The organism is Aequorivita sp. IT1183, assembly GCF_058068265.1.
Genome location: NZ_JBYRHS010000007.1, coordinates 168,851 through 194,507, shown reverse-complemented (window position 1 = coordinate 194,507; position 25,657 = coordinate 168,851). Strand labels below are relative to the sequence as shown.

The window sequence follows — 25,657 nt, the reverse complement described above, 5'->3', positions numbered from 1 at the left end:
AATTAGGAACCCTTATTAATAATCAACTCATTTACCCAATCTTTTGCATCATCGAGGTTTTCAAAATGTTGAAAGGGTTTTTTTAAAAATCGTTTTTCTAACTCAATGTTCGCCACATTTAAACCACCTTTAGAAACAACAGCAAAACCAATTAAATTTTCGATTTTTGAGGTTTTTATGTATATCATAGGGTCTACCGAATATGAATTTTTTCGATAGGTTATATATCCAAAAGAGCGCTTGCCATAATAAGTTTCAGAAATAGCTATTAAGTCGTCATTATATTCAGGCTTCACAGTAATCCCTTCCTTCATTACAACTACAACGAATTTTTGAAAAACCCGAACTTCACCATATTCAAATTGTAAACTTTTTATCATAGCACAGTTATTAAAGCCTTAGTAAGTTAAGGAATTTTCTAAATATATTCTAAAAAAAAATCCCCAAGAAAACTTGGGGATTAATACAATATTATAAACCAACAGCACTATGATTCTGTCGTGTTTTTTTGTTTTTTAATTTTAATAGTGAGTTCATTAGTCTTCTCGTCAAGGTCCATCATTATAGTGTCTCCTTCATGCAAGCTACTATTTATAATTTCTTCAGCCAATGCATCTTCAATATATTTCTGAATAGCTCTGTTTAAAGGACGGGCGCCATATTGCTTATCAAAACCTTTGTCTGCAATAAAATCCTTCGCCTTTTCGGTAAGTTTAAGTTCGTAGCCCAAATCTGAAATACGAGCAAACAATTTATTAAGCTCAATATCTATGATTTTATGGATATCTTCTCTTTCCAAAGCATTGAAGACCATTACGTCGTCTATACGGTTCAAAAATTCTGGAGCGAAAGTTTTCTTTAAAGCATTTTCGATTACGGTTTTTGTATGCGTGTCTTCCTGACTTTTTTTCGCAGCAGTTCCAAAACCTACACCTTGACCAAAATCCTTTATCTGTCTGGCACCAATGTTAGAAGTCATGATGATGATTGTATTTCTAAAATCAATCTTTCTTCCAAGACTATCGGTTAAATAGCCGTCGTCTAAAACTTGCAGAAGCATATTAAAAACATCTGGATGCGCTTTTTCAATTTCATCTAAAAGAACTACAGCGTAAGGTTTTCTTCTTATCTTTTCAGTAAGCTGACCACCTTCTTCATAACCCACATATCCCGGAGGCGCTCCAACTAAACGAGAGATGGCAAATTTTTCCATATACTCGCTCATATCAATCCGAATTAAAGCATTGTCAGAATCAAACAACTCACGTGCTAATACTTTTGCAAGTTGAGTTTTACCAACACCAGTTTGTCCCAAGAAAATAAACGACCCAATTGGCTTATTTGGATCTTTCAAACCAGCACGGTTTCTTTGAATGGCTTTTACCACTTTGGAAACAGCTTCGTCTTGACCAACTACCTTTCCTTTTATCCGGTCGGGTAGGGCGGCTAACTTGGTGCTTTCAGTTTGTGCAATTCTACTAACGGGAACACCGGTCATCATTGATACTACTTCAGCAACATTTTCTTGATCAACCGTCTCTTTGTGAAGTTTAGAATCTGCTTCCCATTGTTCTTGTTCAATCGCTAGCTCTTTTTCAAGATTTTTCTCGTCGTCTCGAAGTTTTGCTGCTTCTTCGTATTTCTGCTTTTTAACTACAGTATTTTTAAGTTCACGAACTTCTTCCAACTGCTTTTCAATTTGAAGAATTTTATCGGGCACATGAATATTTGTAATGTGTACGCGAGAACCCGCTTCATCTAAAGCATCAATTGCTTTATCTGGAAGAAAACGCTCTGTCATGTATCTATTTGTAAGCTTAACGCAAGCTTGAATAGCAGCATCAGTATAAATTACATTGTGGTGCGCTTCGTATTTGTCTTTTATATTTTGAAGAATCTCGATGGTTTCTTCAACCGTAGTTGGTTCAACCAATACTTTTTGAAAACGTCTTTCGAGCGCTCCATCTTTTTCAATATATTGACGGTATTCGTCTAAGGTTGTTGCGCCGATGCATTGTATTTCACCTCTTGCAAGCGCAGGTTTAAACATATTTGAAGCATCCAAAGATCCTGTGGCGCCACCGGCACCAACAATTGTATGAATTTCGTCAATGAAAAGAATGATGTCTTCATTTTTTTCAAGCTCGTTCATTACTGCTTTCATTCGTTCTTCGAACTGACCGCGATATTTGGTTCCAGCCACAAGGCTTGCTAAATCTAAAGTAACCACTCTTTTATCATAAAGAATTCTGGAAACTTTTCTTTGAATAATACGCAATGCCAAACCTTCGGCAATGGCAGATTTACCAACACCAGGTTCACCAATTAGTAATGGATTATTTTTCTTTCTTCTACTCAAAATTTGAGAAACACGTTGTATTTCATTTTCGCGCCCCACAACAGGATCGAGTTTTCCTTCTTCTGCCATAGCAGTAAGATCTCTTCCGAAGTTATCTAAAACAGGAGTTTTAGATTTTTTGTTCGTTTTTGCAGTGGTACCGGAAAATAAATTTTCTTTCCCAGCGTCCTCCGCCGATGTTTCATCATCATTTGGAAATGATTCGGCGCTTGGAGTGTCTATGTAATCGTCGTCATTTGTAATCATAAGTTTAAATTGGTCTTTCACCACGTCATAATCAACCTTCATTTTGTTCAACAATTTTGTAGTTGGGTCGTTTTCATTCCGAAGAATGCATAATAGTAAATGAGCAGTATTAATGGAATTACTTTGAAAAAGTTTGGCTTCCAAAAATGTGGTCTTCAGCGCTCTTTCCGCTTGGCGGGTTAGATGAAGATTCTTTTTATCATTTGTATTTGTAGTAACGCCTGGATTCGCCGGGCTCAATATTTCTACTTTTCTTCTTAAATGGTTTAAGTCAATAGCAAGCGCATTAAGTATAGTTACCGCTTTGCCACTGCCGTCTCTTAATAGACCGAGCATTAAATGCTCAGTGCCTATAAAATCGTGTCCTAATCGCAGTGCTTCTTCTTTGCTATAGGCTATTACATCTTTAACTCTTGGGGAAAAATTATCGTCCATATTTTAAATCCTCTCTTCTGTTTGGTACTAATTTAACCAAAATAGGACAAAAACTGTTCCTATTTAAAATCAATTTAGTAAAAGGACAAAATATATGCTGTAAAACAAAGAAATTGCAACTTTACTTATTAACGATTTCACCCCCTAAATTTGTTAATAAATTCGTGAATAACGTATGGCAAAAACCCCTGTTAAACCTACGAAAAAGTGTATCTTGCTCCATTAGTTTAACAACGATAAATAAACCTATTTTTTATGGCTGAAGGTGATAAAATAATCCCTATAAACATTGAAGATGAAATGAAATCTGCCTACATCGATTACTCGATGTCGGTCATAGTGTCACGTGCACTGCCAGATGTTCGCGATGGAATGAAACCTGTACATAGAAGAGTTCTCTTCGGAATGCACGAATTGGGTATAAAAGCAACAGGTGCGCATAAAAAGTCTGCGAGAATTGTGGGAGAGGTACTCGGTAAGTATCACCCACACGGAGATACATCTGTTTATGACGCAATGGTGCGTATGGCTCAGCAATGGAGCTTGCGCTATATGTTAGTTGACGGGCAAGGTAACTTTGGTTCCGTTGATGGCGATAGTCCAGCAGCGATGCGATATACGGAAGCGAGAATGCAGAAGATTTCTGAAGATATGCTTGCAGATATCGACAAAGAAACTGTAGATCATCAATTAAACTTTGACGATACTTTAAAAGAACCAACTGTTCTTCCAACACGTGTTCCAGGTCTTTTGATCAATGGTGCAAGTGGAATTGCAGTAGGTATGGCTACCAATATGCCTCCGCATAACATTACGGAAGTTATTAACGGAACCATAGCTTATATTGAAGATAACGATATAGATATAGATGGGCTAATGCAGCACATCAAAGCTCCAGATTTTCCAACAGGCGGAACTATTTACGGATACGAAGGTGTTCGCGAAGCATTTCACACAGGTCGTGGGCGCGTTGTAATGCGTGCAAAAGCGACTTTTGAAGAAGTGCAGGGGCGTGAGTGTATTATTGTTACTGAAATTCCATATCAAGTTAACAAGGCGGACATGATTAAAAAGACCGCCGATATGGTCAACGATAAAAAGATTGAAGGTATTTCCAATATCCGTGACGAAAGTGATAGAAATGGAATGCGTATCGTTTATATTTTGAAGCGCGACGCAGTTCCAAATATTGTATTAAATACCTTATATAAGTATACATCACTGCAATCTAGTTTCAGCGTTAATAATATTGCGTTGGTAAAAGGTAGACCGCAAATGTTGAATTTGAAGGAATTGATTCACTATTTTGTGGAGCACCGTCATGAAGTTGTAGTTCGTCGTACCGAATATTTACTTCGCAAAGCGGAAGAACGCGCACATATTTTAGAAGGATTAATTATTGCTTCAGATAATATAGATGAAGTTATTCGCTTAATTCGTTCTTCTTCTAATGCCGATGAAGCAAGAGAGAAATTAATTAAAGCCTTTAAACTTACTGAAATACAAGCTAAGGCAATTGTAGAAATGCGACTTCGCCAGTTAACAGGACTGGAGCAGGATAAATTACGAACTGAGTACGAAGAATTGATGAAAACAATTCAGGGTTATAGAGATATTCTTGCAAGTAAAGAGCTTAGAATGAAAATTATAACTGAAGAACTTGAAGAAATTCGCGCAAAATACGGCGATGAACGTCGTTCAGTTATTGAATATGCCGGTGGCGACGTAAGTATTACAGATTTAATTGCAGATGAGCAAGTGGTACTAACCATTTCGCACGCAGGTTATATTAAACGTACATCACTTTCAGAATATAAAACACAGAATAGAGGCGGTGTGGGGCAAAAAGCTTCAGCTACACGAAATGAAGATTTCTTAGAACATCTTTTCGTTGGTACTAATCACCAATATATGCTGTTCTTCACCCAAAAAGGAAAATGTTTCTGGATGCGGGTTTTCGAAATTCCTGAAGGAACAAGAACTTCTAAAGGTAGAGCTATTCAAAACCTTATAAATATTGAACCAGATGATAAAGTGAAAGCTTTCATTTGTACTCAAGATTTAAAAGACGAAGATTACATAAATAGTCACTATGTAATTATGGCCACTAAAAAAGGTCAGGTTAAGAAAACGCCTTTAGAGCAATATTCTAGACCGAGAACGAACGGGATTAATGCTATCACTATTCGTGAAGACGATGAATTATTAGAAGCTAAATTAACTACAGGAACCAGTCAAGTTATGCTGGCGGTACGATCTGGAAAAGCTATTCGTTTCGAAGAAGAGAAAACGAGATCGATGGGTAGAAATGCTTCGGGTGTTCGTGGAATTAGACTTGGAGACGATAACGACGAGGTTATAGGAATGATCGCAGTAGATAAAAATGATTCAGACATCCTTGTAGTTTCTGAAAATGGTTACGGAAAACGCTCTTCAATTGAAGATTACCGAATAACCAATCGTGGTGGAAAAGGTGTGAAAACTATTAATATTACTGAAAAAACTGGTAAATTAGTAGCAATGAAGAATGTAACAGATGATGATGATTTAATGATTATCAACAAATCTGGAATTGCCATCAGAATGGCTGTATCTAATCTTCGTATTATGGGTCGAGCTACACAAGGTGTACGCTTAATAAAAGTTAGAGAAGATGATGCCATTGCTGCAGTTGCAAAAGCAATGAAGGATGAAGATGAAGAAGATATTGAAAATATTGCTGAAAACATCGACGAAAATATTGATGGCACTACTCTTGATAATGATGAAACTCAAACCGAAAATAACGAATAAACTTTAACACATGAAAACACGAATATTAATAACAGGGCTGGCTTTTGTAACTGCTATTTCATTTGGACAAAAAAAGGAAATAAAAAAAGCTGAAAAAGCAATAAAGTCTAATGAATACAGTGAAGCCTTAAACTATTTGAGCGAAGCAGAACCTATGCTTAGCGCAGCAGATAATGGTATGAAAGCGCAGTTTTATGCTGCCAGAGGTGAAGCTTTACTTGGGTCCGGCGGATCAGATTTCAAAAAATTGAAAGGAGCTGCAGAAGCATTTTCTACTGCACTTTCATTAGATGCAAGCATCGAGAATCAATTATACGATCAATTACAAAATTTGAGAGCGGCATTAATAAATAGCGCGATTAAAGATCAAAATGCAGAACAATATAAAACGGCTACAGAAAAACTATATACTAGCTATATGGTAACAAAGAAGGACACTTCAGATTTGTACTTTGCCGCAGGAAATGCTGTAAATGGTTTGGATTATGACTCTGCTCTTCAGTACTACCAAATGCTTTTAGATATGAATTACAGCGGTGCAACGAAAGAATTTGTTGCAACAAGTAAAGCTACTGGTCAAGTTGAAGCTTTTGATAGTGAAAAGCTTAGAGATTTCGCAGTAAAATCTGGCGAATTTATCAAACCAGAAACTAGCGTAACAGAATCTAGAAAAGGTGAAATACTTCGTAACATGACTCTTATTTATATTGAAAGGGGTGATACCGAAAAAGCAAAAGCGCTAATTACAACTGCAAGAGCAGAAAACCCAGATGATGTTTTCTTGATGAGAGCAGATGCAGACATGAGTTATAAAATGGGTGACAATGCTCGCTATAATGAGTTAATGGAGAAAATTGTCGCTTCAGATCCTGAAAATCCTGAAATATACTTTAACCTTGGTATTAGTAATGACCAACTAGGGAATAAGGAAAAAGCAGAGGAGTACTATAACAAATCTCTTGAGCTAAGACCAGAGTACGAAGCTGCACTGATTAATCTTGCTGCCCTAAAATTATCTAATGAAGATAATATTGTTGAGCAAATGAACAACTTAGGTAATTCTTCAGCAGATAACAAAAAATATGAGGAACTTAAGAAAGAGCGTGAAAATTCATATAAAGATGCGTTGCCTTACTTAGAGAGAGCAAATACTATTAATCCAACTAATCAAAATGTTCTTAAATATTTAATGAATATTTACAGCCAAATTGGTGAAGATGCAAAGTATAAAACTGTTAAAGCAAAATTAGAAGCTTTAGAAGCTCAAGGAAATTAACCTTCCTTAGTTTAGTAAAAGACAAAACCCCTGAAATTTCAGGGGTTTTGTCTTTTTATATAATTCTTTTAATTACCCGTAGCTTATGTGTGTGGTTTCGCACGTCATAATTAAAAATACCGCTATGGTCTATTCTATCAATACGCACTTTGCCGTGGGCGTGGATGATGTAGTTGTCTTTCATAATTATCCCAACGTGTGTGATTTTGCCCTCTTCATTATCAAAAAAGGCTAAATCTCCTGGCTCACTTTCTTCAATAAAACTTAAAGCTTCTCCTTGAGTTGCCTGTTGGCTAGCATCACGCAAAAGCTTATAACCATTTAGTTTATAAACCATCTGTGTAAAGCCGCTACAGTCTATACCGAAAGGACTTTTACCACCCCATAAATACGGTGAATTTAGATAGAGTAGGGCAGTTTCAATTAAATGTTCCTTCGGAAGTATTTTTGAAACGAACTTCCCTTCAAAACGGTGTTTTAAATATTCCGAAGCTGAAACCGTGCTTCCCAAACAAATTGAAAATAACTGGTTTTCAGGTACGGTAACAAAGTCAACTAAATCTGAAGATAATCGCAATTCCTTTTTTTCGAAATCTGCATAATCTTCTTCAGCAATACTTAAAAATTGTTTGTTGTCTATCCAACCCTGATAACTATCAAAAGCAAGACGAATTCGGCTCCACTTTTTGCGGGTTTCCAGTATTTTGAAATGTTCGCCGTAAAATATCTGCGTTACCATTTCACTCGCATCGGAAGCTTCAGCTCGAAGAGGAACAATACTTAAATTACAGACACCGTAATCCATTCAGTACTTATTGATAACAGTTACGGTTATTTTTAGATTCTTTCAATTACTACTGCAGAAGCACCACCACCACCATTACAGATTGCTGCGGCACCAATTTTAGCGTCGTTTTGTTTTAGTACGTTAAGAAGTGTAATTAAAATTCGAACGCCACTACAACCAAGCGGATGGCCTAAAGAAACCGCACCACCATTTACATTTACATTGCTATCATCAAGTCCAAGAATTTTCATATTTGCCAGACCCACAACAGCGAATGCTTCGTTGAATTCAAAATAATCTACATCTTTAATATCTAATCCCGCTTTTGCGATTGCTTTCGGAAGTGCTTTTGACGGCGATGTGGTAAACCATTTTGGCTCCTGAGCAGCATCAGCATAACTTTTAATGTAAGCTAATGGAGTTAATCTCAATTCTTTTGCTTTTGCTTCACTCATTAAAATCATTGCACCTGCACCATCATTAATTGTTGATGAATTTGCTGCGGTTACAGTTCCATCTTTTGAAAACGCTGGACGTAAAGTAGAAATCCTGTCCATTTTCACATTTTTGAACTCTTCATCTTCAGCAATTACTACTGGTTCGCCACGACGTTGTGGTACTTCAACAGAAACAACTTCTTCGTTAAATTTTCCATCTGCCCAAGCTTTTGCTGCACGTTCATAGGATTTAACTGCGAAAGCATCTTGCTCTTCACGAGAAAATTTATATTCTGTAGCGCAAAGATCTGCGCAGGTTCCCATTGCGTTGTGATCGTAAGCATCTACTAAACCATCTTTTTGCATGCCATCTATTAAGGTAGCAGGCCCAAATTTTGTTCCACTGCGCATATGCACATAATGTGGAATATTACTCATGCTCTCCATTCCGCCAGCAACTACTACATCGGCATCGCCAAGTGCGATTGCTTGAGCAGCATTCATAACTGCCTTCATTCCAGAAGCGCAAACTTTATTTATGGTTGTAGCAGGAACTGTATCAGGAATTCCGGCACCCATAGCTGCTTGGCGGGCTGGCGCTTGACCAACACCGGCCTGAACTACATTACCCATATAAACTTCCTGTACCAAGGATGGATCCAGGTTTATTTTTTCCATTGCGCCTTTTATAGCTGCGGAACCCAGTTGGGTTGCAGTAAGAGACGATAAGCCTCCCATAAAGGTTCCTATGGGGGTTCTGGCTGCGGATACTATAACTACTTTATTGCTCATGGTACTGTTTTTATATTTGAAATAAGGACTGCGAAATTACATATTTCTAACTTAAATATCAATCTTTGCAGGTATTGGTTTTGGGATAACTCGTTCCTTATTTATACCTTTACTTTAAGTTATAAATCTATGAAGAACCTTTTTTCTTTGTTCGCAAAAAATCAATCCCTTATCTACAAGGTTTTTCTTTTCATATTCTCCACATTACTAGTTATTTATTTCCTTCCGAAAGGTGGGCAGTTTAAATATAATTTCCAAAAAGGGAAACCTTGGCAGTACGAAAATCTTTATGCGCCTTTCAGTTTTACTATAAAGAAAAATGAAGATACGCTTAAAAAAGAACGAGAGGAAATTCGAGGTAATGCCATTCCATATTTTGAATATAGCAACGAGATTGAAGCTAATGTATCACAAAGTTTTAAGAGTGAGCTTAATACAAGATATATTGATAGTCTTTATAAAACACCTAAAAGTACATTAGCAAGATTAGGAGAAAATTTTATTGCGGAAGCCTATAAAAATGGAGTTACAGATGAAATTCACAATTATGATAACGACAGGCTTATCTATTTAAAAAATGGCAACGAGATTGAAGAACAGAGCTATTCACAATTATTCAAAAAGGAAAACTTAAACAACAAAGTTAGAGATCTAGTTGAAAAAAACAGTACCGAAGATGCCCAAGTACTGCTATACAATATATTAAACCAAGTTTTTATACCCAATGTAAAATTAAACACCAAACTCACTGAATCTTCCATTGAAGCCGAAATAAAGACCCTCAACCCAAACCGTGGGATTATTGAGAAAGGCGGTCGAATAATCGCAAAAGGAGAAGTGGTGGAAGGTGATAAATTCCAAATACTGAATTCGCTAAAAGCCGAATTTGACAGTCAGATTTGGAGTAAAAACAATTATTTATGGCTGTTGGTGGGCTACTCCATGCTCGTCTCATTAGTGTTTTTAATGCTTTTTCTATTTCTAAAAAACTATCGCCCATACATTTATAACAATAATACAAAGGTCACCTTCATATTTTTCAACATCTTTTTGATGGTTTTTCTAACCACCTTGGTGCTGAAAGTGCACGCAGACTACGTTTATATAGTTCCTATTTGCATCTTGCCATTAATTCTGAAAGCTTTTTTCGATCCGCGCGTTGGTCTTTTTGTACACGTTTTAACTATTCTATTGCTCGGTTTTATTGTTCCGAATAGTTTTGAATATATGTTCCTTCAGTTTATTGCTGGTATTGTAACAATTCTTACGGTTTCAGAATTGTATAAAAGGGCTAATCTCTTTATATCGGTAGGGCAAATAACCTTGATTTACATCCTTGGCTACTTCGCTTTTTTCGTAATTCAGGAAGGGAATATTCAAACAATGCAATGGCAAAATTTTCAGTATTTCATTCTTTGTGGTCTAGCAACACTTTTTGCACATCCATTGATTTATTTTTATGAAAAGATCTTCGGATTAGTTTCAGATGTATCGTTGTTAGAACTAAGTGATACCAATTCAAAATTACTGAAAGAACTTTCAAACAAAGCACCGGGAACATTTCACCACTCTTTAAATGTGGCAAATTTAGCGGAAGCTTCAGCAAACGAAATAGGCGCAAACAGTATGCTGGTTAGGGTAGGAGCCCTCTATCACGATATCGGGAAAATGTTGAATCCAACAATGTTTACAGAAAATCAGGCTAATTCAATTAACTCGCATAATGAATTGGATCCTAAAGAAAGTGCCAAAATTATTATAGACCACGTAATAAAAGGAATTGAGATAGCTAGAAAAAATAATCTTCCAGATAGAGTTATTGACTTTATTCGTACCCACCACGGTACAAGTTTGGTGTACTATTTCTATAAAAAGGAAAGAGAGCTGCAGGGCGAAGCTAACAAAGAAGATTTTATATATCCGGGCCCAATACCCTTTTCGAAAGAAACAGCGATTTTAATGATGGCTGATAGCGTTGAGGCGGCAAGTAAAAGTTTGAAAGAACCTTCTTCCACAATTATAGATGAGTTTGTTGAAAAGATAATAAACAACCAAATGGCGCAGGGTCAATTTTTGAATGCGAATATTACGTTTAAAGAAATTGAGATGATAAAGAAAGTGCTAAAGAAGAAACTGAACAACATTTACCACTTGAGAGTGGAATATCCGGAATAACATTACTGAAAACAAAAAATCCCCTAAAAAGGGGATTGAATGTGATCGCAGAAGGATTCGAACCTTCGACCGCCTGCTTAGAAGGCAGGTGCTCTATCCAGCTGAGCTATGCGACCATTAATAACAAAAAAACCGAACACAATCTGTTCGGTTTTTGTCGGGGTGGCAGGATTCGAACCTGCGGCCTCCTGCTCCCAAAGCAGGCGCGATAACCGGGCTACGCTACACCCCGTGAACAGCAAAAATATATGCTCACTGTAATTTGTAGTTTCTAAAAACTCAATAATGCGGAGAGACAGGGATTCGAACCCTGGCGACGGTTACCCGTCGACAGATTAGCAATCTGCTCCGTTACCACTCCGGCACCTCTCCAATTTAATTATGAACTTGTCATCTAAAATGCGAGTGCAAATGTATGTCTTCAAATAGAATAATGCAAACAAAAACTTGCCTTTTTTTAAGATAAATTTTAAACCGTTTCAAATCAAGTGGATGCTACCCAAAAAAAATTAAAACAAGTTAAATCTTTCTACAAATTATCATTTCTTTCTTGTTCTCCATGTTGGTAACGAAAAATAAATAGATAACTCCACCATCAGTAATTTTCCATTTCTTCCGCAGTGTTTCTACAGACTCTGGGAAATTCCTAGTTGCAATATTCGCTTTTTTAAAGGATAATGCAGCACGCATTTCAGATTTTGAATAGGGAACAACTTTTTCAATCACAAAACTTCTTCCAGGAAAATCAACAATAACTTCACTAGTGTAAAGGTGAGTGTTTTTGTTAAGCTTGCTCAATTTCAGTTTTTCAGAAACTAAATCGAATGCACCACTTTTTAAAATTGCGGCATTGGGTTCAAAAAGTATTTTTTGCGGCATACTATATTTGGCTACTGCAGAATTACTCCAGTTGAAATTAAAGGTCTCGATTCCAGACTTTGTAAAATTGATGGTTCTTATTTCGGGATTTCCGTTGATATCTTTTTTCATCAACCATAACAGTTCCTTCACTTCATTTTCAACCGCAACTATATGAATTTCTGCAACGTGTTGCAATTCATTCAAACCTACCGAAAGATCGAGCATTGGCGATGACTTTAAAAGATAAGTTTTACAATGCTCCATTATTTCTGAAATAGTATCAGGAATATTTGGCTCACAATCCTTTAAAAAAAACACTTTGCCTTTGCTATCGTGACGCCGCGAAGGATCTGCGTAAATTACATCGTAGTTATTTTTTAGAGTTGCTTGTAAGCCATCTTCGGCATGACAAACTATATTTTCTTTTCCGAAGACTTTAAAATTATGGGCTGCCAAAGCCGAAAGAGCTTCGTTTGTTTCAAAATGGTGTACTGTGTTGCATTTTTCAGCAAAGTAGAAACTATCCACCCCAAAACCGCCCGTAATATCGGCAAGTGTAATTCCGCTAATTAATGATGCTTTATAAGCTGCAGTAACTTCTGAAGAGGTTTGTTCGAGATTTAATTTCGGTGGAAATAGTATATTGAGGGTGTTGAACCAAGTAGGAAGCTTTTTTTCGGTTTTCTTCCTACTTTCAATTTGCTGTATTAATTCCTGAACGGAAACATCTTTAAACGGACTGCCTGCAAAAGCGAGTTTTGAAACCTCTCCATCAAAATTTCTAATAAATTTTTGTACTTCGCTATTTAGAAGAGATTTATTGAACAAATTTATAAATTTTTGGTCAGGCGTTTTACAATTTTATATTCCGATAGAAATTCTTTGGCAATTACTTTTATTGCGGTATATGTAGGCACGGCGAGTATCATTCCCGGAATACCAAAAACAAAACCGGCAATTAAAATTGCTAGAAATATTTCTAGTGGATGCGATCGCACACTATGCCCGAAAATTACGGGTTGCGAAATAAAATTATCAAAAATTTGTGCAATGGCATAACCTCCTGAGGCAATCAATAGCAGTGGAAGTAAACCACTTGAAAAGTCGGCACCGAGATTGTTTGATATTATTACAAAAACCATTAAAACCCAACCTATAAGCGGCCCCAAATAAGGTACAATATTTAAAAACGCACAAATAAGCGCCACTGCCACAGCATCGCGAACGTCTAAGTAGAGTAATAAAACAGAATAGAAAAGTGCAAGTATAAAAATCTGCAGTAATAAACCAATAAAATATCTGGAAAGCAGCTCTTTAATTTTAATTAATATACGCTTGAATTTTGGCTCGCGATCTTCGTCTGCAAATACTAAAACAGAACGGGCAATTAAGCTTTCATCCCTCAATAAAAAGAACGAGATAAATAAGACTGAGAAAATGCCGATTATGGTGCTGGTAATGTTTCCGAAGAAGATATTTATAAAACTAGGAATAATTTCTACGTCCATATTTTGAACGTAAGTAGTCTGTTTAACCGCCTCAACCAATTGAAAATGATCTACGCCAAGATAGTCACTGGCTTGAATATTTAGCTCATTTAAATCACGCTTAACCTGTTCAAAATCAATTTGCGAAATGTTTTTTCCCTGTTCAATAATTATAGGTACAAAAACACTCAATATCAAACTAAAGGTGCAAATTATAAGAAGTAGTGTAATTACGGAGGCAAGTGTATTTCCGCATTTTAGCTTTTTGAGAAAGAAAACTACGGGTCTTCCTATTAAAGAAAGAACAAGTGCGAGACCTATGTAAAGAATTAGTGCTTGAATTTCATAGAGAAACCAAATTAATAATATAATACCAACTAGCACTGCCAATGCTTTTAAAATACCTAGGGCTATTGCTTTTGCTGTGGTCTTCACTGCGTAAATATACTATATTCCGAAACACGAAAAATCAAAGTTTTGTTAAGGAATATTAATAAAAACTTATTTTCGGGGAATCATTACTTTATTGAAAATACTTGCTTTTTTATATGCATCAAAATAAATCCAAATTGGGATTGTAATTGTAAGCGTTGCAATAAAACCAAAAATAAAAACAGTTCCGGAAAGCAATATTGCCAACCCAAGAGCTAAAAAACCAACAAATTTAGATGGTTCGGCAAAAAGTCGATTGATGTGCTTTTTTTCGAGTGTCCCGCAATGCGAACATCGATTGTTAATTTCATCTCCAACTTCTACTTGCAGCTCAAACCTGTTCGTAGCTTTTGAATTTATATAGTTTTTCTTTTTGCAGGAACGGCAGTAATAACTTAATCGCATCTATTAATTTTCAAAAACGTATTTCACAATATTGGCACCCATTTGCAGTGCTTTTAATCTAACTTCTGCCGAGTCGTTGTGAACTTCTGGATTTTCCCAACCGTCGCCAAGATCGGTTTCAAATGTGTAGAGTAAAACCAATCTGTCTTCTTCAAAGATTCCAAATGCCTGTGGCCTTCCACCATCGTGTTCGTGGATTTTAGGCATTCCCTGTGGAAATTTATAAACGTAACTGAACATCGGGTAATTTGCGGGGAGTTCTTTCAATTCTTTATTCGGAAATATCTTTGTAATCTCTTTCCGAAGATATTTATCCATTCCGTAGTTATCGTCTATGTATAAAAAACCGCCGCTCACTAAATAATTCCGAAGGTTTTCAGCTTCTTCGGATGAGAAAAAAACATTTCCGTGTCCCGTCATATGAACAAAAGGATAGTCAAAAATATCTACACTTCCGGGCGTTACTGTTGCGGTCTTAGTTTTTATAGCGGTATTAATTTTTTCGTTGCAGAATTTAGCCAAATTAGGCAACGACGTTGGATTGGCATACCAATCGCCACCGCCACCGTATTGCAACAGCGCAATTTCTTGTGCTGAAATGCTTCCGATGCCAAAAACAATCGGCACAAAAAAGAATATTGAAAAGAGTGTTTTTCGCATAGTTTCAAAAGTACAAAATAGGGTAGATAAAACTAATAGGTTTTCAAAACCCGTTAGTTTTTTTATTGTTCATTCACAAAAGCAACGCTATGGCAAGCCACGACAGCTGCCGTCTCGGTTCTTAAACGACTTTCACCTAAAGCAACAGGAATAAATCCAGATTTTTTTGCCAAATCTATTTCTTCAGTAGAAAAATCGCCTTCGGGACCAATTAATATGATTACTTTTTTATTTGGAAGAAGAATAGATTTCAACGATTTTTTATCGGTTTCTTCACAATGGGCAATACATTTTAAGCTTTCTGAAGCCTTTTCTGCATTTATGAAATCTTTTAAAGAAACGGCTTCGTTCAAAACTGGCAAATATGCTTTTAACGATTGCTTCATCGCACTTTGAAGGATTTTCTCGTAGCGTTCTGGTTTTATTACTTTCCGTTCGCTGTGGTCGCAGATTATTGGAGTGATTTCCGTGATGCCAATTTCAGTAGCTTTTTCCAGAAACCATTCGTAACGATCGTTGAGTTTTGTGGGAGCAACTGCCAAGTGAAGTTGGTAGGGCAGAGGTGGCTGTTTTTCTTCTGAGAGAATTTTCACTAAACAGCCTTTCGGATTTGCATTTGTAATTTTTGCGTCAAAAAAAGAACCTTTTCCATTAGTGATTTTAAAAGTATCGCCTTCTTTCATACGCAACACTTTTATTATGTGGCGACTTTCATCTTTATCAAAAGTTATTTCTTGCGTATTTTCAGAAATGTTTGGATTGTAAAATAGTTGCATTTAGTTCAATTTTGTTTTTGCATGCGCTATACCAATTTCAACCCATTGCTGTAATTTTTCTTCGGTATCAAAACCTTTGGTTGTTACAAAAATAAATTCCTTCATTGGTTTTCCAGTAAAATCCATTGGTTTTACAAATAATTTTTCTGTTAATTTATTCATCCTTTCTGCCGGAACCCTTACCATTAGACGCTCTTTTGTTTCGCCCACGCACATTTTTCCTTTAAAAAGAAAACAAGTTCCACCGAACATTCGCTTTTCTTCAATATCCTTTTTCCACGGATTGAGAGCAATTCGAATTCGTTTCAGTATTTCTTCGGAATTGGGATTCATATTTTCCTTTGCTTTTGTGTGCGCTCTTTTCAACTTTAGTTTAATCAAACCTACAAGGTTTTGGAAACCTTGCAGGAGTAGGATTCGGCCTTTTAAAACTTCATCCGTGCCGAAGCTACCACATTATTCTCGGCAAAATTTTGAGTTTTGTATTTTAATTCACCCACAATAGCAATCATTGCTGCATTATCTGTGCAGAATTCAAATTTTGGAATGTGTATTTTCCAACCGTATTTTGCTTCAGCCTCAAGCAACGCTTTCCGAATTCCGCTATTTGCTGAAACACCACCACCAATGGCAACTTCTTTAATTCCCGTCTTTTTCACGGCATTTTTCAGCTTATCCATTAAATAATCTACGATTGTAAATTGAATGCTTGCACAAATATCTGCTATGTTTTCGGAAATAAAATCAGGGTTTTGCGCTACTTCTTTTTGAACAAAATAAAGCACCGAAGTTTTTAATCCGCTAAAACTGAAATCCATCGGAGAAACTTTTGGCTTCGGAAATTTGAAAGCTTTGGGATTGCCTTTCTGAGCGTATTTATCCACCAAAGGACCGCCAGGATAGGGCAGGCCTAAAATTTTTGCGCTTTTATCAAAAGCTTCGCCCACAGCATCGTCAATGGTTTGGCCTATAATTTCCATTTCAAAATAATCGGTAACTTTTACAATCTGTGTGTGGCCACCACTAATAGTGAGTGCCAAAAATGGAAAGTTTGGAGCGATTTGCCCTTCAGCTTTAATAAAATGTGCTAAAATATGCGCTTGCATATGGTTTACATCTATCAATGGAATGCCTAATCCAAGGGCTAAAGATTTTGAAAATGAGGTGCCTACGAGTAAGGAACCCATAAGGCCAGGTCCGCGAGTAAAAGCGATGGCAGATAACTGTTTTTTATCGATATTTGCTCTTTGTAATGCTTGGTGAACTACCGGAACAATATTTTGTTGATGCGCTCGGGAGGCAAGTTCAGGCACTACACCGCCATATTGCTCGTGAATTGCCTGTGTGGCAACAACATTGCTTAATATTTCGCCGTTGTTAATAACGGCAGCGGCAGTGTCGTCGCAAGAAGATTCAATACCGAGGATGTAGCAGTTTTTTTGTGTCAAAGTAAAAATATTTATTGGTTGTAAAATTAAAACTTTAAAAGCGTATCAAAAAACTTCGGAAAATAATAGTTCGCACCTTCGTAATCATTGTATTGCTGCTCGTGCTTGTAATAATTATTTTTTCTATTCCGGCAATTCAGACAAAAGTCGCTAAAAAAGTAACCGAAAATCTCAACCAAACTTACGGTACAGATATTAACATTCTACGCTTAGGCCTCAACTGGAAAGGCGAAGTAGATATTCGGGAGGTTTACATTGCCGACCACCACAACGATACGCTTATTTACAGCAAAGAAGTACAGACCAATATAATTAGCTTTCAAAATTTAATTAACGGTAATCTTGGTTTTGGTGATATTGCACTAAATAATGCCAAACTACTTGTAAAAACTTACAAAGACGAAGAAACCGATAACCTATCTATTTTCGCTCAAAAGTTTGATACTGGAAAGCCTAGCACATCTCCCTTTTCGCTTTTTAGTAATGATGTTAAACTCACAAATAGTCGCGTAAAAATTACAAATGAAAATCTTGAAAACCCTCAGATTTTTAATCTCAGTAACGTAAACATTGTCGCTAATAATTTAGATGTTAAAGGTCCAGAGATTAAAGTTAATATTGAAAGTCTTTCCCTCACTGCCGCACGAGGTTTTGTGATTGAAGATTTACAGGCCGATTTTTCGTACTCGCTTACGAATATTACATTGAAAAATTTAAATGTAAAAACAGTCGATTCCCGCATTATAGGCGATATAGATTTAGATTATTCTAAAAATGGGATGGCAGATTTCATTAACGATGTAATAATTACAGCAAACTTGAAAGATTCTAAAATCGCAACCAACGATTTAAACGGGTTTTATAATGAATTTGGTCCAGACCAAATAATACTGATAGACACCGAGCTAAAAGGCACTCTAAATAATTTCACCGCCACCAATACCAAATTTGTTACTGGCGATACTTATTTTGAAGGCGATTATGCTTTTCAGAATATTTTAGATTTAGAAAAAGGGTACGCTATTACTGCCACCAATCATTATATGGCTACAAATTATTACGATTTAAGAAGATTTATGCCACGTGTTTTAGGCGATGTTATTCCTGTTGAATTGAAAGAATTAAGTAGCTTTAGCCTTAGTGGGAATTCTTCAATAATAGAAAATGAGCTGAATACAAACAGTAATTTAGAAAGTGGAATAGGGCAAGCCAAAATTAACTTGAAAATGGGCAATATCAATAACATTGATAATGCATATTACAAAGGAAATGTGGTTCTGAAAAATTTCAATTTGGGCAAGATTGCCAACACTACTTCACTTGGAAAAATGACCGCCAACCTTGATTTTGACGGACGTGGATTCAATAAAAACACGGTGAATACCGAAATATCGGGAACTGTTTCATCTTTTAATTTTGAAGGTTATAATTATCAAAACATTGCTGTTTCTGGAAATCTTAAAAACCCACTTTTTAACGGTGAACTTTCCATTAATGACCCTAATTTAAAACTGGAATTTAAAGGACTAATTGATGCCTCACAAGCCACAAATCAGTTAGATTTTGAAGCAAATGTAGAATATGCCGATTTAAATAAACTTAAGCTTGTTGCCCGAGATAGTATTTCCATTTTCACCGGAAAGGTTGTTGTTAATATGGATGGCAAGACAATTGACGATGTGGTGGGCACGATTAACTTTAGTCAAACTTTTTATCAAAACGAGCGCGATAACTATTACTTTGATGATTTTACTATTATATCTTCTTTTGAAAACTCAATTAGAACCATTGAAATAAACTCGCCAGATATAATAAATGGTAGGATTACGGGTGAATTTTTAATTAAAGATATTCCTAACCTTTTTCAAAATGGAATTGCGAGTATTTATGCCAATTACATTCCGCAAGAAGTTACTACAAACCAGTACATAGATTATGAATTTGTGGTTTATAATAAAATTGTAGACGTCTTTGTACCGCAATTAAAATTAGGAGACAACACACGTATTAGAGGTTCTGTTTATTCTGATGAATCTAAATTTAAACTCGATTTCCGCTCGCCCGAAATTCTTCTTTTCAATAATTACTTAGGAAAACTAAATATTCAAGTAGATAACGATAACCCTCTATATAACACCTATATAACTGCAGATTCTATTTACAATGGGTTTTATAATATTCAAGATTTAAATATTATAAACAAGACCTTAAACGACACGATGTATGTGCGTTCAGAATTTGCGGGAGGTCCTAAAAAAGAAGACCTTTTTAACCTTTCTCTTTACCACACTATTAATATGGCAGGTAAGTCAGTTATTGGCGTTAAAAAATCTGATATCACTTACAAAGGCAATGTTTGGTATTTAAACGAAAATAACAATCGCTTGAATAAAGTGGTTTTTGATGATAATTTTAGAGAAGTACGTATTGATTCGTTAGTGCTAAGTCATAACAACGAGCTAATACAGATGGCTGGTATACTGCGCGATTCAACATATAAAGATTTGAAAGTTCGTTTTAGCGATGTGAATATTGGTAACATTACGCCAGAAATTGATAGTCTTCGACTTAAAGGAAATGTAAATGGAAACTTTGATTTTATTCAGAGAAACGGTGCTTATTACCCCAATAGTTCAGTAACCATTGACGCCGTGGAAATTAATGAAGTACTTTTTGGAGATTTAATCTTGAAAATTGACGGAAACGAAGACCTCACTAAATACAGGATAAATACTTCGCTTACCAATAATAATGTAAAATCTATTAATGCAGTGGGAGAGATTGATGTTTCTCCTAGAAATCCACAAATACAACTCAACGTTGACTTGAATCAGTTTAATATGCAAGCATTTAGCCCTTTTGGCGCTGATGTAATTTCAGATATTCGTGGATTAATTACTGGGAATGCACGCGTTTCGGGAAGTTATAAGTCGCCAGATATTTTAGGCCGTTTCACTTTAGAAAACAGCGGATTAAAAATTCCATATTTAAACACCGATTTCAAAATAGAAAATAACGCTCAGATTGTTGTAACCAAAAATAAATTCGAAATTGGCCGTACCAATATTGAAGACACAAAATTTGAAACTGCGGGAATTCTTTATGGTAACGCGACACACAATAATTTTAAAGATTGGGAATTAGATTTGCATGTGGAAGCGCCAGATAGATTGGTGGTTTTAGACACACCACCAGACGAAGATGCGCTGTATTACGGAACTGCTTTTATAAGTGGAAGAGCAGACATTTTGGGCCCAATAGACGAGTTAGTTATTAATGTTGAAGCCACAACCCAACGTGGAACTACTTTTAAAATTCCTATTAGTGATACCGAATCTATTGGCGATGACTCATTTGTACATTTTCTTTCACCAAAAGAAAAAGAGGCGCGCATTAATGGAGAGCCACTCGTTACAGAGGATGTGAAAGGCTTAGCACTAAACTTTGAACTTGACATTAACAAAAACGCCGAAGTAGAAGTGGTTGTGGATCAGGAAAACAATTCTACCTTAAAAGGGCGCGGTGCAGGAATACTTTTGATAGAAATAAATACCAATGGAAAATTTCAAATGTACGGCGATTTTCAAGTTTATGAAGGGGAATACGATTTTAGATATGGTGGAATCATTCAGCGAAATATAGGCGTAGTACCTGGAGGAAACATAACTTGGGATGGCGCTCCGGAGCGTGCAAATCTTAGTTTAAGTGCGGTGTATAAAACACAAGCAAATCCTTCTGTTTTGCTCGATAACCCAACAGTAAATACAAAAATACCCGTAGAAGTCTATGTAGATTTGGAAGGGGAACTTGCCCAACCAGAATTAAGTTTTAATATAGATTTTCCGCGTGTAAGTTCTACTTTAAAGAGTGAGCTGCAATACAAATTGCAAAACCAAGAACAGATGCAAAATCAAGCGTTGTTCTTATTAGCGTCTAATTCATTTGTTAGTGATAGCTACGCTGGTTCCAATGCTTTTGCGGGAACAGTTGCAGATAGAGTTTCTGGCTTGGTGAATAATCTTTTTGCCGATCAAGATGGAAAATTCCGTGTTGGTTTGGATTATTCCATAGGAAATAAGACTCCTGAACAAGAAACCTCAGATCAATTCGGGATTACGCTTTCAACACAAATAAATGAACGCATACTAATAAACGGAAAAGTTGGTGTGCCGGTGGGCGGCGCAAACGAAACTTCGGTGGCTGGTGATATTGAAGTGCAATGGTTAATTAACGAAGATGGAAGTTTACGAATGAAATTCTTTAATCGTCAGGCAGATTTGCAGTTTATTGGCGAAGACCAAATTTTTGAACAAGGTACGGGGATTTCATATTCTGTAGATTTCAATACTTTTCAAGAGCTGTACAGAAAGCTTTTTAATAAGAATGTAACTATAGATACAGAACTGCCCGTAATTCCAGACGACAACACCTATCCAGTAGATTTTAACCCACAGGGCACAAAGATTGAGGAAGAAGGAGAGTAGGGACGTGGAGTGGCTTAAATAGTATGTCTGTGATTACACTAAAGCTGCCAAAAATAATTTCATCAAAATATTTCGGAATCAATTCTTTTATTTTTTTTGCTCGGCTTTTGAACCGTATAATCGCTCGGCTAAAGTTTCATCCAAAACAAATGGATTTGCTTTTCCCGACTGATAGTTTGCTATGAGATGAGTTCGTTTTAACTCCAATTCATCAACAGGATCCTGTTTATGCCACGCTAATAAAGTTGTTAGTTGTAATTCGAAAAATGAATCGTCAGCCAAATCGGCTTCTTCTTGGTACATTGTATAAAAGTAAAAAACCGCGCGCGCAACGTTACCTTTAAAACTGTCTTGAGGTTCAAATTTTTCATTTCCTTCTTTAGCACAAATAGATTCAATTTCGTCTGGTTTCGATTTGTACTTTTCATTTGCACTATACCAAACGTCGCATTCTTCTGCTTTTACTTCGCCAAAAGGATGATTATATCTTGAAACATTAACGCCTAAGCGCACTGGAAACAGGTGATGCATGTCGCTCTTAGCGTTTCCATCGTGAGCCCCTTTACTTTTAGGAAAGCTATGTTCTGCGATTATACTGTTGAATAAATTCAACTTCATCAACTTCAAAATAGGGTTTTCTTCGGTGTGTAAAAGCGGTAATTTATAACCCGTATACATACAACTCACGGTATCGTTTACATTATAAATTTGAGTATACATAACTTCTCTCGCCTCGTCATAGCTTAATACTTGCTTTGGCTTATAATTTTCAACTAAGTTGTGTATGGGAATAATTTCATCGGAATAAACCGTGCTTTTTACACCACATTTTACCTTTTCCGAAACTATCGTATCAGAAGTCGAATAAATGAAAACTTCAGGATTACGTACTGCAGATTGCGCCGTATTTCCGTAGAAAAGGAGTAAAATAATTACAACGGAAAATCTAAAAATGGTTTTCTTTTTCTTCAAATTACAATTTTAAAATACTTTTAAAAGCTCATCTAACTTTGATGGACCTTCAAGTTTTTTCTTTTTTAAGCTTTTTTTCATTTCAACAGTAACCTGATCTAAGATTGCATAAAATTGGCGCATCATAAATTCAAGCTCCTCTTTTCTTGTTGCCATTGATGGTCGCTCATCTACAGAATATCTTTTTAATAAGGCGTCAATATCTTTTATTTCTTGGGTTCTAAGTTGCGTTACATCATCAAATTTTATGTTGTGTTTTGCTTCAACAACAATCTTTTCTGCCTCTAGTTCTTCGAAAATCTTTTTATATGCGGCAACTAATTCTGGCGCATCTTTTATGAAAACTCCATTGTTGGTATCCATCATATAACTTCTAAATTCAGCATTTGCCGAACCTATATAAATATCATCACCAAAAATTATCACTTTCGTGTGAAGCGAAAATGAACTCGCTCCTTTAACGCCACTTTCACTTGGAAAATTGTCTGCTACTTCTTGTGTTAATCTATCCTTGTTGTATTCGAAGTATTCAAATCTATCTGAATCAAATTCTTTATTATTCTGAAGAAGATACTGCATTTGCCTTCTTCCTATAAAATTGATGGGTGTTAAATCTGTAGTGCCGATTGAATTCGTGTAAATTTTTAGTTTAATGTTTGGGCAAATATTCTTGCTCATAAGTCTATTCATTTCGTGGACAACGCCTTCTGTGGGCGAAAAATATCCTTGGTGAATAATAACTTCCACAGGTTCATTGGTTAAATTACTCTTCGCACAGGCATCCTCAAAAGCATCTTCCCAGACTTTTTGAATCATCTTACCGTGTTCAATTTCCTTGCCATAATCTGAACCAAATTTTCTGTTTTTCAAATTTCCGCGCTTAGTAATACTTAAATTGAAGGGTACATTTTGAACATAAAACATTTCTTGATTCGTCATAGGAATTACGTTCACAGTATGTAAAGTGTTACTAAACCTAGTGTTTTGAACATATCCGTTATTCGAATCGAAAAGCATATCAAAACTCGTCCAGGCTTTTCCATTTGTAGTTTTACTCACGTAATTGTCCTGATAAGATTTTAAATAATTTTCATATTTAGTTCCCCATTCTTGTTGTTTTTCAGCAACTAATGCTTCAGTTCCAGAATTTAATAATTGCACAAATATTTGAAGAGCGCAGCCTTGTTTTTCCAAATCGTTTAGATTTTCTGGACAGGCAGCTTCCGCCATTTGTGTCGCTTTATTAATTAAGTATAAATACCCAATCGGGGCGTGCTTTTCTATGTCGGAAGTTGTAGCCACCATTTTGGTATAATTCCAAAGTTCATCGTAACTTATTTGCAAAATGTTGCCGCCTTTTTCGTCTAATTCAAGAAAAACATCGGTATCCATAAAAATGTATTTCTTTTCCAAATCATTTGGATGCATATGGTATGCGTTTGCACAATTTCTGCCGCCTAATTGCGCCACCTCTTTGTCCGCTAAAATTAATTTATGGTGACTATAATCTGTTACATAATCCATTTCGTTATTAGCCATCATAGCACTGCCATCCAAGTCTTTAGGTGAAAAAGGCAAGATAGTTTCCAAACCATTTAAAAAGGGTTTTAATTGTTCCCCAAAGAATAAACCCATTATAGAAAGTTGAATCTTAGCTCCAATTTTCTCTGCATTGTTCCCCGTTTTAGCAGTCCAATACAATTTCATAACCTTCTTTAAATTCTCTTTTGTTTCTGGCGTTATTGTTGGAGTTGCGGTAGTACTTTCTGCCATCGTTTGCAATTCTCTGGCGTACCCTAATTGCGTTCCAAATAAGATTCCATTTGGGTCTTTTGAATAAAATCCGGCTAAAAATATTTTAGCTTCTAAACTCATTTCATCTTCGGCTTCACTTAATAATAAGCCGTTGTATTTTTTTAAATAAATCGATTTTTCTTCGGCGCAGTTTGGCGTAGTTTCCTGAACTCCAATTTTCTCGCCAGCACAACCAATCGTCATAAATTCAGCGAATTTAATAACAGAAACGGCGGGACGATTGTAAAAACGGACTTCAATTTGCGGAATGCCATTTGGCTGTTGATTCTCCATCCATCTAAAGAAATCGAGGTTTTTATAATTCCATTGATAATCGATTAAAATCTTCACTCGGAAATCTTTATCGGCTTTTATCTTTTCCAGAATGGAATAAGTCATATAAGCCGTAGTTTCATCTAAATCATAGATATAATAAATAAGGCGCAACTCTTTTTTCGCATTCTTAATTATATCAATTTTTGAAGCAAAAGCGAGGTCGTTATCTTTTAGAACGAAGGCCTTTTCTGCATTAAAAGAATTATTTAATAAATAATCTGGCGTAACAGTAAGTGGCGAAGTTAGGAGTAACTTTTTGCTACAACTAGAAACCAATAATGCCATTAAAAAGAAAAGTATAAATCTATAATATGAAGCTGGCAGGTTGAGAGTTATTTTTCTTCGCATACGATAGTTTTTTTGACAATTAAAAAACGGAAGTTTGGCAATTAATGAGTCAAAAACGCTGCTGTGTAAATGCTTGTCGAAAAGAAGACATGTCATTACTGAGCGCAAAGTTGCAAACTTCATATTCAAAAAAATTGAGGAGAATCAAATATAGCTAAATAGACTTATACTTTGATAAATTGATTCTTGAAAATAATTAAAGTAAAGCAACGGAACAATCGTAACTTCAGACGATTATAATTGTACTGTGCGTTTAAACCGCCGGAAGAAAAGACAGATGAAGTCGAGGAGTGGTATTGTCCGTCGTGCGTGGGTTAACGCTGAATTATTCTAAATAAATATTTTCCAAATTCT

At 36.0% G+C, this 25,657-nt stretch carries 17 protein-coding genes and 3 tRNA genes; 4 read left to right on the top strand and 16 right to left on the bottom strand.

Annotation, left to right across the window (positions count from 1 at the left end):
- Positions 1-2: 2 nt before the first annotated feature.
- Positions 3-380 (bottom strand): hypothetical protein, encoded by a 378-nt coding sequence (locus AC3RVF_RS15390; protein ID WP_489689950.1) that lies wholly within the window; start codon positions 378-380, stop codon positions 3-5.
- Between the two features lie 107 nt (positions 381-487).
- Entirely contained in the window at positions 488-3,040 is a 2,553-nt protein-coding gene (locus AC3RVF_RS15385) for an ATP-dependent Clp protease ATP-binding subunit (RefSeq protein WP_489689951.1), read from the bottom strand.
- Between the two features lie 255 nt (positions 3,041-3,295).
- On the opposite strand from AC3RVF_RS15385, the gene gyrA reads away from it, so the two are divergent.
- The gene (gyrA, locus tag AC3RVF_RS15380) at positions 3,296-5,833 is read left to right on the top strand and encodes a DNA gyrase subunit A (RefSeq protein ID WP_489693740.1); all 2,538 of its coding nucleotides are present in this window, start codon (positions 3,296-3,298) and stop codon (positions 5,831-5,833) included.
- Between the two features lie 10 nt (positions 5,834-5,843).
- On the top strand, positions 5,844-7,109 hold the full coding sequence (locus AC3RVF_RS15375; protein ID WP_489693739.1) for a tetratricopeptide repeat protein: 1,266 nt from the start codon (positions 5,844-5,846) through the stop codon (positions 7,107-7,109).
- A 55-nt stretch (positions 7,110-7,164) separates the two neighbouring features.
- Here the strand turns inward: AC3RVF_RS15375 and AC3RVF_RS15370 are convergent, their stop codons facing one another.
- The gene (locus AC3RVF_RS15370; protein WP_489693738.1) at positions 7,165-7,914 is read right to left on the bottom strand and encodes a C40 family peptidase; all 750 of its coding nucleotides are present in this window, start codon (positions 7,912-7,914) and stop codon (positions 7,165-7,167) included.
- A 32-nt stretch (positions 7,915-7,946) separates the two neighbouring features.
- Complete coding sequence (locus tag AC3RVF_RS15365) at positions 7,947-9,125, bottom strand: acetyl-CoA C-acyltransferase (RefSeq protein ID WP_489689955.1); 1,179 nt, start codon at positions 9,123-9,125, stop codon at positions 7,947-7,949.
- 129 nt (positions 9,126-9,254) lie between these two features.
- Here AC3RVF_RS15365 and AC3RVF_RS15360 point away from each other — a divergent pair, with 129 nt between their 5' ends.
- Entirely contained in the window at positions 9,255-11,300 is a 2,046-nt protein-coding gene (locus AC3RVF_RS15360) for an HD family phosphohydrolase (protein WP_489689956.1), read from the top strand.
- Positions 11,301-11,342: 42 nt separating this feature from the next.
- Here the strand turns inward: AC3RVF_RS15360 and AC3RVF_RS15355 are convergent.
- The 10 genes from AC3RVF_RS15355 to tsaD form a co-directional block, all read right to left on the bottom strand.
- A tRNA-Arg gene (locus AC3RVF_RS15355) sits at positions 11,343-11,416 on the bottom strand.
- A 41-nt stretch (positions 11,417-11,457) separates the two neighbouring features.
- Positions 11,458-11,532, bottom strand: a tRNA-Pro gene (locus AC3RVF_RS15350).
- A 56-nt stretch (positions 11,533-11,588) separates the two neighbouring features.
- Positions 11,589-11,672: transfer RNA gene (locus AC3RVF_RS15345), tRNA-Ser, on the bottom strand.
- Between the two features lie 147 nt (positions 11,673-11,819).
- Complete coding sequence (locus AC3RVF_RS15340) at positions 11,820-12,989, bottom strand: THUMP-like domain-containing protein (protein WP_489693737.1); 1,170 nt, start codon at positions 12,987-12,989, stop codon at positions 11,820-11,822.
- A gap of 2 nt (positions 12,990-12,991) precedes the next feature.
- Complete coding sequence (locus AC3RVF_RS15335) at positions 12,992-14,083, bottom strand: AI-2E family transporter (protein WP_489693736.1); 1,092 nt, start codon at positions 14,081-14,083, stop codon at positions 12,992-12,994.
- Between the two features lie 66 nt (positions 14,084-14,149).
- Positions 14,150-14,485: a hypothetical protein gene (locus AC3RVF_RS15330; protein ID WP_489693735.1), complete on the bottom strand. Its 336-nt coding sequence runs from the start codon at positions 14,483-14,485 to the stop codon at positions 14,150-14,152.
- Between the two features lie 3 nt (positions 14,486-14,488).
- Complete coding sequence (locus tag AC3RVF_RS15325) at positions 14,489-15,145, bottom strand: DUF4159 domain-containing protein (protein WP_489689959.1); 657 nt, start codon at positions 15,143-15,145, stop codon at positions 14,489-14,491.
- A 62-nt stretch (positions 15,146-15,207) separates the two neighbouring features.
- Positions 15,208-15,921, bottom strand: coding sequence for a 16S rRNA (uracil(1498)-N(3))-methyltransferase (locus AC3RVF_RS15320; RefSeq protein WP_489689960.1), 714 nt, complete (start codon positions 15,919-15,921; stop codon positions 15,208-15,210).
- Entirely contained in the window at positions 15,922-16,302 is a 381-nt protein-coding gene (locus tag AC3RVF_RS15315; protein WP_489693734.1) for a TfoX/Sxy family protein, read from the bottom strand.
- A 44-nt stretch (positions 16,303-16,346) separates the two neighbouring features.
- On the bottom strand, positions 16,347-17,369 hold the full coding sequence (tsaD, locus tag AC3RVF_RS15310) for a tRNA (adenosine(37)-N6)-threonylcarbamoyltransferase complex transferase subunit TsaD (RefSeq protein WP_489689962.1): 1,023 nt from the start codon (positions 17,367-17,369) through the stop codon (positions 16,347-16,349).
- Positions 17,370-17,470: 101 nt separating this feature from the next.
- Between tsaD and AC3RVF_RS15305 the strand changes: the two genes are divergently transcribed.
- Complete coding sequence (locus AC3RVF_RS15305) at positions 17,471-21,853, top strand: translocation/assembly module TamB domain-containing protein (protein WP_489693733.1); 4,383 nt, start codon at positions 17,471-17,473, stop codon at positions 21,851-21,853.
- Between the two features lie 87 nt (positions 21,854-21,940).
- Here the strand turns inward: AC3RVF_RS15305 and AC3RVF_RS15300 are convergent, their stop codons facing one another.
- Both AC3RVF_RS15300 and AC3RVF_RS15295 read right to left on the bottom strand, forming a co-directional pair.
- Positions 21,941-22,825, bottom strand: coding sequence for an endonuclease I family protein (locus AC3RVF_RS15300; RefSeq protein WP_489689964.1), 885 nt, complete (start codon positions 22,823-22,825; stop codon positions 21,941-21,943).
- Positions 22,826-22,834: 9 nt separating this feature from the next.
- Positions 22,835-25,303 carry a phospholipase D-like domain-containing protein gene (locus AC3RVF_RS15295; RefSeq protein ID WP_489693732.1) on the bottom strand — a complete coding sequence of 823 codons (2,469 nt, stop codon included), beginning with the start codon at positions 25,301-25,303 and terminating at the stop codon, positions 22,835-22,837.
- Positions 25,304-25,657 lie beyond the last annotated feature (354 nt).

Bases quoted from the DNA above. Each gene is read 5' to 3' on its own strand.
- gyrA (WP_489693740.1), top strand. From the start codon at position 3,296: ATGGCTGAAGGTGATAAAATAATCCCTATAAACATTGAAGATGAAATG.
- AC3RVF_RS15325 (WP_489689959.1), bottom strand. From the start codon at position 15,145: ATGCGAAAAACACTCTTTTCAATATTCTTTTTTGTGCCGATTGTTTTT.
- AC3RVF_RS15320 (WP_489689960.1), bottom strand. From the start codon at position 15,921: ATGCAACTATTTTACAATCCAAACATTTCTGAAAATACGCAAGAAATA.
- AC3RVF_RS15330 (WP_489693735.1), bottom strand. From the start codon at position 14,485: ATGCGATTAAGTTATTACTGCCGTTCCTGCAAAAAGAAAAACTATATA.
- AC3RVF_RS15295 (WP_489693732.1), bottom strand. From the start codon at position 25,303: ATGCGAAGAAAAATAACTCTCAACCTGCCAGCTTCATATTATAGATTT.
- AC3RVF_RS15390 (WP_489689950.1), bottom strand. From the start codon at position 380: ATGATAAAAAGTTTACAATTTGAATATGGTGAAGTTCGGGTTTTTCAA.
- AC3RVF_RS15370 (WP_489693738.1), bottom strand. From the start codon at position 7,914: ATGGATTACGGTGTCTGTAATTTAAGTATTGTTCCTCTTCGAGCTGAA.
- AC3RVF_RS15385 (WP_489689951.1), bottom strand. From the start codon at position 3,040: ATGGACGATAATTTTTCCCCAAGAGTTAAAGATGTAATAGCCTATAGC.
- AC3RVF_RS15360 (WP_489689956.1), top strand. From the start codon at position 9,255: ATGAAGAACCTTTTTTCTTTGTTCGCAAAAAATCAATCCCTTATCTAC.
- AC3RVF_RS15375 (WP_489693739.1), top strand. From the start codon at position 5,844: ATGAAAACACGAATATTAATAACAGGGCTGGCTTTTGTAACTGCTATT.
- AC3RVF_RS15365 (WP_489689955.1), bottom strand. From the start codon at position 9,125: ATGAGCAATAAAGTAGTTATAGTATCCGCAGCCAGAACCCCCATAGGA.